Genomic DNA, 12820 nt, shown 5'->3' on the forward strand with positions numbered 1-12820 from the left:
ACGCGCCTTGCCCCGCCGTGCGAAACGGCGGGGTCTTTTCGTTTGTGCCGATGATGAAAAGGGGTGCTGCCCCACCGCGCCCCCCGGGGACATTTGAACAAGAGCGAAGAGCCGGATTTCGGCTTGGCGGAAATATCCCGGGGTGAATGGCCGCAGGCCAGAGGGGCAGCGCCCCTGCCGCGTTCAGGCCTGGCCGAGGCGGGCGCGCAATTCGCGCAGAACCGGCAGGGTGGCGCGGACCTTATCGGGGCCGAGATCGCGCACGATCCCCCCGATGATCGGCATCAGCGAGGCCAGCGCCGCATCGCGTGCGCGCCTGCCGGAGGGCGAGAGCGACACCCATTTGCGCCGCGCATCGTCCCAGTCGGGCCGGATATGCACATGTCCCGCCCATTCCAGCTTGGCGAGCGTGTTGGTCATCGCACCGCGGGTCACATGCAGCGCCTCGGCCAGTTGGGCGGGCGTGCGTTCCTCGTTGATATGGGCCAGCAGGTTGAGCACCGAGAAATGCGAGATTTCCATGCCCTTCGGGAGGGCACGGCTCACCACGTTGCGCGCCAGCTGATCTGCCATGAAGACCTCGGCGAACAGCGTCGCGGCAAGCGGATCGTTCTCGGGCGGGGTGCTCACGGCGCTTCGAAGCTCCGGTCATGGAAAAGGGAACGCAGGCGCGAGCGCACCGCGTCCACCTGATCGAGATCGAGATCGACGAGGGTCACGCCGGGCTCGGTACCGCCATCGGCCAGCACCTTGCCCCACGGATCGACCGCCAGCGAATGGCCCCAGGTCTTGCGCGGCCGACCGCCATGCGCGGCATGGGTGCCGCATTGCGCGGGCGCCAGCACGAAGCAGGTATTCTCGATTGCGCGGGCACGCACCAGAACCTCCCAATGGGCGGCCCCGGTCGTGTCGTTGAACGCCGCCGGGATCGTCAGCACCTGCGCCCCGGCCTGCGCCAGCGTCCGGTAGAGATGCGGGAAACGCAGGTCGTAGCAGACCGACAGGCCCAGCTGGGCGTATTTCGTAGCGCCCAGCACCGCCTCGCGCCCGGGGCGGTAAGCCTCGGATTCGCGGTAGCGTTCGGTCTCGGATACGTCCACGTCGAACATGTGGATCTTGTCGTAGCGGGCTTTGATATTGCCCTTGCGCCCGATCAGGAAGGAGCGATTGGCGAAGCGCGCATCGTCTCCGGATTTCAGGCAGAGCGAGCCGATCAGGATATAGACGCCAAGGCGCTCTGCCTCGTTGCAAAGCGCCTCCAGCGTCGGGTCGTGATGCTCGTGATGCAGGACTGCGTTCTGATGGGCGCGATCCGACGAGATCAGATTGGTGCATTCCGGCGTCGCGATCAGCTGCGCACCTTTCGACGCGGCATCGCGGATGAAGTCGAGCGTGACCGGCAGGTTCTGTGCCGGATCATCCGTGACCGAAAGCTGAACGAGCGCCGCCTTCATCGCGTCAGCTCGCCAGCATCTGATCGAGCTTGCCCGAATGTTCGAGCGCATGCAGCTCGTCGCAGCCGCCGATCGGCTCGTCGCCGATGAAGATCTGCGGGACGGTCCGGCGGCCATTGGCGCGCTGGGTCATCGCGGCGCGCAGTTGCGGCTCGCGGCCGACATCGGTTTCCTCGTAGGAGATGCCCTTCTTGTCCAACAGGCGCTTGGCCATGATGCAGAAGGGGCAGGTGCTGGTGACGTAGATTTCGACGCGTTTCATTCTCAATTCCCTTTGGTCTGCGAGACTATAGGGATTTAGGGTGCCTTCGCAACGCGTGCCAGTGTCACAGTGCAGATCGGCTCTGCACCTGCGCTCAACGCCGCCTCCGTCGCGGCGGAAAGCGTGGCCCCCGAGGTCATAACATCATCGACGATCAGGAGCGGACGCCGCTGCAGTAGCGCGGCGTGGCGCGGCGTGACGGTGATCGCGCCGTCGAGATTGGCGTGCCGCTCATCGCGAGTTTTGCCCTTCTGGCTCGACGTCGGGCGGGCGCGGGTGAAGAGATCGGCGCAGTAGTCGTGGCCGGTGCGACGGGCCAGCGCACGCGCCAGTTCCGCCGCCTGATTGTAGCGCCGCCGCAGCAGGCGCAGCCGATGCAGTGGGATCGGCGCGATCAGCGTGTCGGGCGTCAGAAGCGGCGCGGCGGCGCGCGCCATCCAGTCGGCCAGCGGCGGCACCAGATCGAGCCGGTCGCCATGTTTCAGCGCTAGCACAAGATCGCGCCCGGTGCCCGAGTAATGCATCACCGTACGCCCCTGAGCCCATGGCCGCGGATGGGTGAGGCAATCATCGCAAAGGATGGCCGTGTCGCTTTCGCCCGGAAGGGGCGTGCCGCAGGCGTCGCAGACCGTGCCGCGCGCGAAAGTGGCCTCGGACCAGCACGCACCGCAGAGCCCGAAATCCGTGCCGACCGCGTCGCCGCAGGCGATGCAGCGCGGCGGGAAGAGCGCGCGCAATCCCAGACGTCCCGCCGCTAGCATCCGGCTCCGAACCTCGTTAAGGGTTTCTGCCATGGATACGCCGCCCCTTCTGACCGACCGCGAGGCGCTCGAGCGCCATAGATTTCGCGCCGCCCGTGCGCCCGAACTGTTTCTGCACGAGGACGCGGCGGCTGAACTTGAGGAAAGGCTGCAAGAGGTTAACAGAACCTTTACGGAGCCAGCCCTGATCGCCGCTTTTCCCGAGCCGTGGCGCGAAATTCTTCCCGAGGCGAAGATCGTGGCCGATACGGATGTGCTCGATCTGGAGGAAGGCGCGCATGATCTGGTGGTCCACGCGCTCTGTCTGCATTGGGCGAATGATCCGGTCGGGCAGATGGTGCAGGCGTCGCGCGCGTTGAAACCCGACGGGCTGTTCATCGGCGTGATGTTCGGCGGTCAGACACTCAATGAGCTGCGCGCGGCGCTGGCGCAGGCCGAGGCCGCGATCACCGGAGGCCTGAGCCCGCGGATCGTGCCGATGGGTGAAATTCGCGATCTCGGCGCGCTGATCCAGCGGGCGGGGCTGGCGCTGCCGGTGGCCGACGCGGTGACGCGCAAGGTGACCTACGAGACGCCGCTGCGGCTGCTGTCGGACCTGCGCGCGATGGGCGAGACCAATGCGCTTGCCGCCCGCGATCGTCGCTTCCTGCGCCGCGATGTGCTGACCGAGGCGCTGCGGCTGTATATCGAGACCTATCAGGAGCCCGATGGCCGGGTGCGCGCGACCTTCGACATGGTCTGGCTCACCGGCTGGAAGCCGCATCCCGATCAGCAGAAACCGTTGCGTCCGGGGTCCGCGGCACAGCGGCTCGCCGATGCGCTGGGCACCACCGAGCACCCGAGCGGCGACAAGCCCGGCTCAGCCTAGCGCGTCGAGGAAGGACTTCGACCACCAATGCACGTCATAGGTGGTCAGCCCCTCCATCAGGGACCGATAGCGTTCCCGCCGCTCTCCGCGCGACATCATCAGCGCGGTCAGCATCGAGGTGGCGACCTGCTCGGGATCGTGCGGATTGACCATCAGCGCCGCATCCATCTGTTCAGCCGCGCCCGCGAATTGCGACAGCATCAGAACGCCGGGATCGTCGGGGTTCTGGGCCGCGATGAATTCCTTCGCGACGAGGTTCATCCCGTCCATCAGCGGCGTCACGAGGGCCACATGCGAGGCGCGGTAAAGCCCCGCCAGCACTTCGCGCGGCACCGCCCGGTTGATGAAGCGGATCGGGACCCACTGAATGTCGGCGAACTGGCCGTTGATGCGGCCCGAAAGATGCTCGGTCTCTTCGCGGATATCGTCATAGGCCTGCACGCCCTCGCGGGTCGGCGGCGAGATCTGCAAGAGCGAGACGTAACGATGCCAGTCCTCGTGCCGCTCTAGAAACTCGCCGAAGGCGCGGAAGCGATGCGGCACACCTTTGGAATAATCCAGCCGGTCGACGCCGATCATCAGCCGGCGATGATCCTTCACGATCCCGGCGGGCAGCTTATCGAACTCGGTCTCCGCCAGTTCCTGAAACTCGCGCGCATCGATAGAAATCGGGAAGGCGGCGACCCGGCATTGGCGGGGCGAGAGATGCACATAGCCCGCGCCGAGATTGGAGGCGTCGGCGATCTCGATCATCGAGTGGAGACAGGCGCGCACGTCGCGCTCTGCCTGAAGGCCCACGAGGTCGTAATTCGCGATCCACTGGCAGACCTCGCGCCCGTTGGGCAGGGCCTGCATCGCGGTCGGGCCGGGGAAGGGCGTGTGCAGGAAGAAGCCGATCGGATTGGTCACGCCCATCAGGCGCAGCTCGTAGGCCAGCGGCAGCAGATGGTAATCCTGCACCCAGATCCGGTCGTCGGGCTTCAGGAACGGCGCCACGAGTTTCGCGATCCGCCGGTTCACCTGTTTGTAGACGCCCAGATATTCCTGATGGATATCCATCAGATCGGCGCGACCGTGGAACAGCGGCCAGAGCACCGAATTCGAATAGCCCGCGTAATAGTTGTCCTGCTCTTCCTGAGTCAGATCGAAGCAGTAACGTCTGAACGGCCCACCCTCGATCTCGCGCAACTCTGCGGCAGGCGTGTCGGCGATCTCGCCCGAGGTGCCGATCCAGATGCCGCCGGTTTCCTCCAGCACATCGCCAAGCGCCACGACAAGCCCGCCCGAGGGATTGGCCCCGGTGGGAATGCGGTTGGAGATGCAGATCAGGCGGCCCATTCGTCGTTCCTCATTCAGCGTGCCACGGCAGCGGCGAGCCAGGCGCGCACATCCATCGGCTCGTCAAGGTGATAGCGCGCGACGCTCTCTCCGTCACCGACCTTGATGCCGAAGCCGCCATGCGCTTCGGCCCAGGCCAATGCGGGCTCGTCGGTCGTGTCGTCGCCCGCATAGACCGGATTGCGGCCGCCGAACTGCACGAGGTCGGACAGGATCGCCAGAGCGCCATCCTTCGAGAACCCCTCGGGACGGATTTCGACCGCCATTTTCGCGGGCTGGATCGTGAAACCGTCATAGCGCGCGGTCAGCTCTTCGGTGAAGGCTTCGACCTTACCCTGCTTGGCGGGGTTGGAGCGGAAGTGGATCGCGGCGCCGTGGCTCTTGTCTTCAAAAATGAGATCGTGGTCCTGCGCGAACCCGGCCAGATCCTCTTTGACCGCGCCCAGATATTGCGGGGTCTCGGCCATCGGCGGCTCCATTCCGCGCGCTTCCGAGCCGTGGGAGCCGACCATCAAACCGTCGAACCCGTCGAGGAAACGTTCCAGCTCGTGCAGGGATCGCCCCGAGACAACCGCGAGCGCCCCGTTGAGCGCCTCCGAGAGTTGTTCGAGCAAACGCGGCAGATTTTGCGGCACGATCACCGCATCCGGGCGGGGCGCTATGTCCACCAGACATCCGTCGAAATCTAGGAACAACGCGTCTCGCGACGGGTCGAGAGCGGGCGGGGCCGGTTTTTTCCCGGTCATGTCATCCATTGCCATGTGAAGACCGTAAGTGATCCTGTCCCGGTTGAATAGGCCGCATTGGCACAGATCGGGAAACCCGTTAAGTCGGGTGGAAGTTCCGCGATAAATGACGACAGGACAGTGACACGATGACCAACGCCGCAAATCCGCGCCTTGCCCATGCCCCCGCCGATCACCCGCCCGTCAAGGAAGCGAAGATCGGTCTGCTCGTCGCCAATCTCGGAACCCCGGACAACACCGATTACTGGTCGATGCGTCGCTATCTGAACGAGTTCCTCTCGGACCGGCGCGTGATCGATTACCCGGCATGGAAATGGCAGCCGTTGCTGCAGCTCATCATCCTGTCGAAGCGGCCTTTCACCTCGGGTGCGAACTACAAGACGATCTGGAACAACGAGGCGGGCGAAAGCCCCCTGATGACGATCACCAAGCAGCAGGTCGCGAAGCTGCGCGATGCGGTCTCGGCGCGCTACGGTCAGGAGGTCGTCGTCGATTACTGCATGCGCTACGGCAATCCCTCGACCCAGTCCGTCGTCGACCGGATGGTCGAGCAGGGCTGCGAGAAGATCCTGTTCCTGCCGCTCTACCCGCAATACGCGGGCGCGACCTCCGCCACCGCGAACGATCAGTTCTTCCGCGCGCTGATGAAGCAGAAGCGCCAGCCCGCTGCGCGCGTCGCGCCGGAATATTTCGACAAGCCCTCCTATATCGACGCGCTCGCGCAATCGGTGGAGCGGGTCTATGCCACGCTCGACGAGAAGCCCGACGTGCTGGTCGCCTCCTATCACGGGATGCCCAAGCGCTATCTGATGGAAGGCGACCCCTACCATTGCCAGTGCCAGAAGACCTCGCGCCTGCTGCGCGAACGGCTCGGCTGGGACAAGGACGGGATCGACACGACCTTCCAGTCGGTCTTCGGCACCGAGGAATGGCTCAAGCCCTACACGGTCGAGCATGTCGCGGAGCTGGCGAAGCAGGGCAAGAAGAACATCGCGGTGATCTCGCCCGCCTTCAGCGCGGATTGCATCGAGACGCTCGAAGAGATCAACGGCGAAATCCGCGAGGCGTTCGAGCACGCGGGCGGTGAGAAATTCACCTACGTTCCGTGCCTGAACGACGACGATCTGCACATCAAGGCGCTGATGGAGGTGGTCGGAGAAAACCTCGCCGGTTGGATCGACTGATAAAACTGTCGCGATCTGCGACGTCCTGCCTCACAGATTCGTGAGTGTCTTTTCTTATAAGTTCTGACGCGGGGGCAAGGGATCGCCTTGAAGGCGTACCCTGCGGACCGGCAACGACTGGGCCGCTCAGAGCAGAAAGGAAAGAGAATGCTCAAGACTATGGGACTGGTCGCCTTGGCGGCTCTCTATGCTGGCGCTTCCTGGGCCGGGCACGCAAATCCGTGGGCGACCGAGGATGACGTGATTTACAACCAAGAGCACGAGGACAACCTCGTGCAATCCATCGACACGCCCGGCGAGGATGAGATGCTCGGCGTCATGGTACGAAGCGCCCACGGCAAGCTCGACGGCCTGGCGGGCGGTTCTGGCGATGGCTCGGGCGACGGATCCGACCACGAGCACGACAGCGGCGAGCACGACTGACCGCAGCCGCGTAAATCGAAACCCCCGGACCTATGCGGTGCCGGGGTTTTTACTTGCGGGTTTCAACCGTGATTTCAGCTTGGTGCACCACATTTAGTGGCTCACGCTTGACAGAACACAAGCGGGATTCAAAACTATGCGTGACGTTCTGGAATAGAAGCGCCGCCAAGGCGGGAACCAAGGCGGCGCGAAATTTCAGTTCTCCGCAACCCAACCAAGGCGGGTCGCTGCGGATAGCTGGATAACATGGAAGAATCCTACAGGGGAGGATTCCGGCAAGTCAAGGCGGTCCGTCGCATCAAGTGAAAGGAAGCCAGAATGGCTACCTATCTGATCGCGTTCCGAATTGGAGCAAACTCAACATACTCTGATCGTTGGGATTCTGTCGTCAAAGCTATCCGGAGCGAAGCACTGGATGGAACGACATGGGAAGAGATGACATCCTTCATCATTCTCAAGTCGGGACGGACAGCTGACGATTTGGCTCGGAGTATCTACATCAACTCAGGCTTCGATGTCTTCACCGATAAGCTCCTAGTCGTCAACTCGTCCAACAATACGCATGCCACACGTGGTAGAATTGACTACCCTGCTACTTTGTCTTCGTACTTCGTGGATGGAACGAGTAGCGTGTCCAATGCGCTTCTTACGGCGCTGATGGGATAAGGTGATTTGTGTGGGCGGACTGGCGCGAGTGCCCGGGCCGCCCGCATAATGCATTGAAATTTCTAGCGTTGCGCACTTACTTTTGTGCGGCTCAGATCAGCAGCACCTGCGTGCCGATCTTCGCGAAACCGAACAGCTCCTGGATATGTTCGTTGTAAAGACCGATGCAGCCGTTCGAGCTTTTGCGGCCGATCTTGCGCGTGTCATGCGTGCCGTGGATGCGGTAATAGCGCCATGAAAGATACAGCGCATGGGTGCCAAGCGGGTTATCGGGGCCCGGCGGCACGTAATCGGGCCATTCCGGATTGCGCTTCTTCATCGAGGGGGTCGGCGCCCAGCTCGGCCCTTCGACCTTGCGGATCACCGAGGTCCGGCCGCGCCGCGTCAGCTCTTCCGAGACCGGTACCGAGGTCGGATAGAGACGGTAGATCGACTGATCCGCCGACCAGTAATGCAGCGCCCGCGAATGGGTATCCACAAGGATCGCCCCACCGCGGAGGTTCGAGAAGTAGGGCTGCCAGTCGCGGTTCTGGAAGCTCGAAATATTGCGGCGCTGGTTCGTATAGGCGTTCGTTTCGAACTGCTCCTGACCGTAATCGGGCGTTTGCGCCCGGGCGGGCAGCGCGAGCCCCGCACCAAGGCAGGCGGCGGCGCCAAGGAAGGCGCGGCGATCGAAGGGCTTGCGCGTATTGGGCATCTCGGGCTCCGGGTTCGCGATGGGGTCAATTGCGATAAATATAATGTGATCGTGCGGCGGCGGCAAATCAAACTGGCGGGGATGTGCCCGCAAAGCGACAGAGGGGTTTGCGCGGCTGGGGACAAGCGTGTAATGCAGATTGACGTTTTAACGAGGGACGGACCAAAGATGTTGCGCGCTTCTGTATTTGCGGTCTCCGCGATTGTGGCTCTGGCGGCTTGCCAGCCGACCGACACGCAGCCCAAGCTCGGGCCCGATGGCCTGCCGCTGCCGAAAGTCTACAACATCACCGCGAGCGATCGCTCGGTGATCCCGCAGCGCGTGCTGGAATCCGTGAACAGCCTGCGTTCGGCGCGCGGTGCCGCACCGCTGGTGCTGAACGACGCGCTCACCACGGCGGCGCTGGCCCATTCCAAGGACATGGCCGTGCAGAACCGTCCGTGGCACTGGGGCTCCGACGGCTCCTCGCCGCTGAGCCGGGCGCAGCGCGCCGGCTATCCGGGGCAGGTTCTGGGCGAGAATATCTCCGAGACCTACGAGACCGAGATGGAAACCCTCTCGGCCTGGATGAAGGTCGCCGATACGCGCGACGTGATCCTGAACCCTGCGGCGACGCAGATGGGCTTCTCGTGGTATCAGGAGCCGTCCGGCAAGATCTGGTGGACGATGGTCACCGGCAACTGAGCCGAAGACCCGCCGCAAGCAAAAAGGGCCCCACGTGGGGCCCTTTGTCATTTCCGGGGGGACGCTGCGATCAGGGGAAGATGAAGATCGGCGTGCCGTCGCGGACCATCGCGTAGATGTCGCGGATTTCCTTGTCCTTCACCGCGATGCAGCCCGCGGTCCAGTCGCGACCCTTGCCTTTGTTCTTCCCGTCGCGGCCATGGATGAAGATATCGCCGCCCGCCTTCTTGCCCTGCGATTCCGCGAAGGCCACCTGCTGCGGATTCGGGTAGCTGATGCCGATCGACAGGTAATAGGCCGAGTTCGGATTGCGACGGTTGATGTAATAGAGCCCTTCCGGGGTCTTGCCGTCGCCCTCGAACCGCTTCGGCCCGACCGGATCGCCGCCAAGGCCCACCTTGTACTTCTCCAGCACCTCGTCGCCATGCAGCAGATACATCATCCGCTGCGACTTGAAGAGCTGGATCTGAGTCACGGCGGGGCCGTTATAGGATTTGAATTTGCTGGAATCGCCACAGGCGGCCAGCGTGGCAAGGGCGCATCCGCCCAAGAGGAGGGTTCGACGGTTCATGTTCGGCCTGTATTCGGAGACTGCTGTTTTGCAGTCTTTCTACCCGATTTTCGCCGTCGCATCTAGCGGGTGAAAAGGGCCGCAAGCTCCACATGAGCGGAAAACCGGAATTGATCCACGACCAGCAGCTTGTCGAGCGTGAAGCCCGCCGCGATCAGCGTCTCTGCGTCGCGTGCGAAGGTGACCGGGTTGCAGGAGACATGGACGAGGCGCTTGAGCTTCGACGCCGCGATCTCGGCGATCTGCGCCTGCGCGCCAGCCCGCGGCGGGTCGATCACCACCGCGTCGAACTTCGCCAGCTCGTCGGGCAGAAGCGGACGGCGGAACAGATCGCGCGCCTCGGTGGAGACCCGGTGCAGGCCCTGCGACTGACGCCAGCCCTGATCGAGCGCCTCGGTCATCGCCGCGACCCCTTCGACCGCGTGGACCTCGGCCAGTTCGGCCAGCGGCAGCGAGAAGGTGCCGCAGCCCGCGAACAGATCGGCCACCTTTTTCGCGTTGCCAATCGCCGCTTTCGCGAAGGCGGTCAGCACCGCTTCGCCGTGATGGGTCGCTTGCAGAAACGCGCCCGGCGGCGGCACGACCTTGGCCTTGCCGAATTGCTGGATCGCCGGTCGCCGCCCCGCGATGACCTGTCCGTTCCAGCTGAGCCGGGCGAGATCGTGGCTGCGCGCCAGACCCGACAAAGCCTCGAATTGGGCCGTATCAGGGTCTTTTCCGCCCTGTGCGGCCAGTTCCAGCCCGGCCTCCGACAGGGTCAGGGTGAAGGCGATTTCGCCTTTGCGCGAGCCTGCAATCGCGGTCGCCTCATGCAGCATCGGGATCGCGGCCAGAAGCTCGGGCCGCAGGATCAGGCAGTTCGGAATCTCGACGACCGTGTCCGAGGCGCGTGCGTGAAACCCGACCAAGGTGCCCTTCTTCGTGCGCCGTCCCGAAAGCGTCGCCCGCCTGCGCGAATTGAGCGGCGAGGTCGCGATGGTCATCTCCGGCATGGGCAGGTTGCGCGCGGCCAGTGCCTGACGCACCACGTCCATCTTCCATTCGGCGGTGAACGCCTCGGATGCGTGCTGCATCGAACAGGCCCCGCAGGAGCGGTAATGCGGGCAGGGCGCTTTGACGCGGTCGGGCGAGGGCGTCACGATCTTCGGCTGCGCGATGCGGCCGTCGATCACCTCGCCCTCGACCACTTCACCGGGAAGCGCCATGGCGACATGCACGGTCCCCTCGGGGCCATGGGCCACGCCGTCGGCATGCAGGGACAGTCGCTCGATTTCGTAGGTCATGCGCCTTCTCTAGCTGCGCGGCGCGGGTCAGAAAAGACCCTATTCCGCCGCATCCTCCGCGTCGTCGCAGGTCAGGAAGCCACCGGACTGACGCGCCCAGTAGCGCGCGTAGAGCCCGTTCATCGCCAGCAGCTCGTCATGGCTGCCCTGCTCGACGATCCGGCCTTCCTCCAGCACCACGATCCGGTCCATCTCGGCGATGGTGCTGAGGCGGTGGGCGATCGCCAGCACGGTCTTGCCTGCCATCACCCGGTGCAGCGCGCTTTGAATCTGAGCCTCCACCTCGGAATCGAGCGCCGAGGTCGCCTCGTCCAGCACGAGGATCGGCGCGTTCTTCAGGAAGGCGCGGGCAAGGGCGATCCGCTGGCGCTGGCCGCCGGACAGCTTCACCCCACGCTCGCCCAGCTTGGCGTCGTAGCCGCGATTGCCTTCGTGATCGGCGAGGCCGCGAATGAAGTGGTCCGCCTCGGCCTGCTTCGCGGCGGCGATCATCTCCTCCTCGGTGGCGTCGGGCTTGCCGTAAAGGATGTTCTCCCGCGCCGAGCGATTGAACATCGCTGTCTCCTGGGTGACCATCGCGATGTTGCGGCGCAAGCTCTCCTGCGTGACCTCGCGAATGTTCTGCCCGTCGATCAGAATAGACCCTTTTTCGGGGTCATAGAGCCTAAGAAGCAGCGCCACGAGCGTCGATTTCCCCGCGCCCGAGGCCCCGACGATCCCGATCCGCTCGCCATCCGCGATGGTCAGATTGATATCCGCGATCCCGCCGCTGCGGCGCCCATAGGCGAAATCGACATTGTCGAACTGGATCTCACCTTCCACGTGGCGCAGCGTGCGGGCATCGGGCGCATCGGTCAGGTCGTGCATATGCGCGAGCGTCCGCATCCCGTCCTCGGCCTCGCCGATATGGGTCCAGACGGACATAAGCGCCTGACTGACCCAGCCCGACATCTGCGACAGTCGGATCGCGATGGCGCCCGACGTGGCGATGGCCCCCGCAGTCGCCTCGCCCTGCGACCAGAGCCAGATCGCGCCGCCCACCAGCATCACCGGAACGATCCCGGCATAGGCCATCTGCACCACGCGATAGAGGCTTTGGACCATGCCGAAGGAATAGGTTTTCTGGCGGAACTTCTGCATCGCCTCCAGCGCCGCGCGATCTTCGTGCTCGGCATGGGCAAACAGCTTCACCGTTTTGATATTGGTGACCGTGTCGACGACCTGCCCCGTCACCATCGCCCGCGCCGAAGCCCGCTCGCGCGAGCGTCCGCGGATATGGGGCAGGAAAAGGCGGATGATCAGGTAGAGTCCGAAGGTCCAGAACACGAGACCCACGGCGCCCCAGCGGTCGATCTGCGCCAGAACGATCAGCGAGCCGACGATCGAGGCGAGCGCGAACAGCCCGGTATTGATGATCTCGGTGACCGTGTCGGTGACGGCGCGCGCAGTCTGCATCTGCTTCTGCGCGATGCGCCCGGCGAAGTCGTTGTCGAAGAAGGTGACCGATTGGCCCATCGTCCAGCGATGCAGCCGCGACAGCACCAAGGGCATCACGTTGGGGCTGATCAGCAGGTTGTTGGTGGCGGAGCTGATGCCGAAGGTCAGGGGGCGGATCAGCAGGAAGAACGCGACGAACAGGACGAGAAGCCCGAGATTGGCTCCGATCACCGCGGCCCGTTCGCTGTTCAGGGCCGCGTCGATCACCTGTCCCAGAAGCCAGGCGGAGACGACCTCCATCACCCCGGCGATGGTGGTGCCAACGCTGGCCACGGCAATCGCGCCCCAGCTGCCCTTGAGGCACCAGCGGAAGAAAGCGCCAAGCTGGCGCGGCGGGGCGCCTTCGGCGGGGGAGAAGGGATCGAACATGAGTCTCTCTTTCCTCT

The 12820-nt window shown here is 64.1% G+C and carries 15 protein-coding genes; 5 read left to right on the plus strand and 10 right to left on the minus strand.

Going from position 1 to position 12820, the window contains the following annotated elements; genetic code table 11:
* Positions 1–183: 183 nt before the first annotated feature.
* The 4 genes from BMI86_RS11775 to BMI86_RS11790 are packed head-to-tail and all read right to left on the minus strand — an operon-like array spanning position 184 to position 2510.
* Positions 184–573, minus strand: a complete 390-nt coding sequence (locus BMI86_RS11775; RefSeq protein WP_078541755.1) for a MarR family transcriptional regulator — start codon at positions 571–573, stop codon at positions 184–186.
* Positions 574–626: 53 nt separating this feature from the next.
* Positions 627–1454 (minus strand): carbon-nitrogen hydrolase family protein, encoded by an 828-nt coding sequence (locus tag BMI86_RS11780; protein WP_078541572.1) that lies wholly within the window; start codon positions 1452–1454, stop codon positions 627–629.
* Between the two features lie 4 nt (positions 1455–1458).
* Positions 1459–1716 carry a glutaredoxin 3 gene (gene grxC, locus BMI86_RS11785; protein WP_078522208.1) on the minus strand — a complete coding sequence of 86 codons (258 nt, stop codon included), beginning with the start codon at positions 1714–1716 and terminating at the stop codon, positions 1459–1461.
* 35 nt (positions 1717–1751) lie between these two features.
* Positions 1752–2510 carry a ComF family protein gene (locus tag BMI86_RS11790; RefSeq protein WP_246831700.1) on the minus strand — a complete coding sequence of 253 codons (759 nt, stop codon included), beginning with the start codon at positions 2508–2510 and terminating at the stop codon, positions 1752–1754.
* Between BMI86_RS11790 and BMI86_RS11795 the strand changes: the two genes are divergently transcribed.
* Complete coding sequence (locus BMI86_RS11795) at positions 2509–3345, plus strand: methyltransferase domain-containing protein (protein WP_078541574.1); 837 nt, start codon at positions 2509–2511, stop codon at positions 3343–3345. The genes BMI86_RS11790 and BMI86_RS11795 overlap by 2 nt on opposite strands.
* On the opposite strand, the gene BMI86_RS11800 is transcribed toward BMI86_RS11795, so the two are convergent.
* Together BMI86_RS11800 and otsB are read right to left on the minus strand one after the other, a co-directional pair.
* Positions 3337–4683 (minus strand): trehalose-6-phosphate synthase, encoded by a 1347-nt coding sequence (locus BMI86_RS11800; RefSeq protein WP_078541575.1) that lies wholly within the window; start codon positions 4681–4683, stop codon positions 3337–3339. The two genes, BMI86_RS11795 and BMI86_RS11800, sit on opposite strands and share 9 nt — an antisense overlap.
* Positions 4684–4697: 14 nt before the next feature.
* Positions 4698–5444: a trehalose-phosphatase gene (otsB, locus tag BMI86_RS11805; RefSeq protein ID WP_078541576.1), complete on the minus strand. Its 747-nt coding sequence runs from the start codon at positions 5442–5444 to the stop codon at positions 4698–4700.
* Positions 5445–5557: 113 nt separating this feature from the next.
* On the opposite strand from otsB, the gene hemH reads away from it, so the two are divergent.
* The 3 genes from hemH to BMI86_RS11820 all read left to right on the plus strand — a co-directional run bounded on the left by hemH (position 5558) and on the right by BMI86_RS11820 (position 7702).
* The gene (hemH, locus tag BMI86_RS11810) at positions 5558–6613 is read left to right on the plus strand and encodes a ferrochelatase (protein WP_078522213.1); all 1056 of its coding nucleotides are present in this window, start codon (positions 5558–5560) and stop codon (positions 6611–6613) included.
* Positions 6614–6760: 147 nt separating this feature from the next.
* On the plus strand, positions 6761–7036 hold the full coding sequence (locus tag BMI86_RS11815) for a hypothetical protein (protein ID WP_078541577.1): 276 nt from the start codon (positions 6761–6763) through the stop codon (positions 7034–7036).
* A 318-nt stretch (positions 7037–7354) separates the two neighbouring features.
* Positions 7355–7702, plus strand: coding sequence for a hypothetical protein (locus BMI86_RS11820; protein ID WP_078541578.1), 348 nt, complete (start codon positions 7355–7357; stop codon positions 7700–7702).
* A 91-nt stretch (positions 7703–7793) separates the two neighbouring features.
* Here the strand turns inward: BMI86_RS11820 and BMI86_RS11825 are convergent, their stop codons facing one another.
* Positions 7794–8399, minus strand: coding sequence for a L,D-transpeptidase (locus BMI86_RS11825; protein WP_078541579.1), 606 nt, complete (start codon positions 8397–8399; stop codon positions 7794–7796).
* Between the two features lie 168 nt (positions 8400–8567).
* Here BMI86_RS11825 and BMI86_RS11830 point away from each other — a divergent pair, with 168 nt between their 5' ends.
* A complete protein-coding gene (locus BMI86_RS11830; protein WP_078522216.1) occupies positions 8568–9083 on the plus strand; it encodes a CAP domain-containing protein in 516 nt (171 codons plus the stop codon).
* A 70-nt stretch (positions 9084–9153) separates the two neighbouring features.
* On the opposite strand, the gene BMI86_RS11835 is transcribed toward BMI86_RS11830, so the two are convergent.
* The 3 genes from BMI86_RS11835 to BMI86_RS11845 form a co-directional block, all read right to left on the minus strand.
* Positions 9154–9654, minus strand: a complete 501-nt coding sequence (locus tag BMI86_RS11835) for a L,D-transpeptidase family protein (RefSeq protein WP_078541580.1) — start codon at positions 9652–9654, stop codon at positions 9154–9156.
* A 62-nt stretch (positions 9655–9716) separates the two neighbouring features.
* Positions 9717–10937 carry a class I SAM-dependent RNA methyltransferase gene (locus tag BMI86_RS11840; protein WP_078541581.1) on the minus strand — a complete coding sequence of 407 codons (1221 nt, stop codon included), beginning with the start codon at positions 10935–10937 and terminating at the stop codon, positions 9717–9719.
* A gap of 39 nt (positions 10938–10976) precedes the next feature.
* The gene (locus BMI86_RS11845) at positions 10977–12803 is read right to left on the minus strand and encodes an ABC transporter ATP-binding protein (RefSeq protein ID WP_078541582.1); all 1827 of its coding nucleotides are present in this window, start codon (positions 12801–12803) and stop codon (positions 10977–10979) included.
* Positions 12804–12820: the final 17 nt, after the last annotated feature.

This window comes from Thioclava sp. DLFJ5-1 (assembly GCF_002020115.1).
GTDB lineage: Bacteria > Pseudomonadota > Alphaproteobacteria > Rhodobacterales > Rhodobacteraceae > Thioclava > Thioclava sediminum.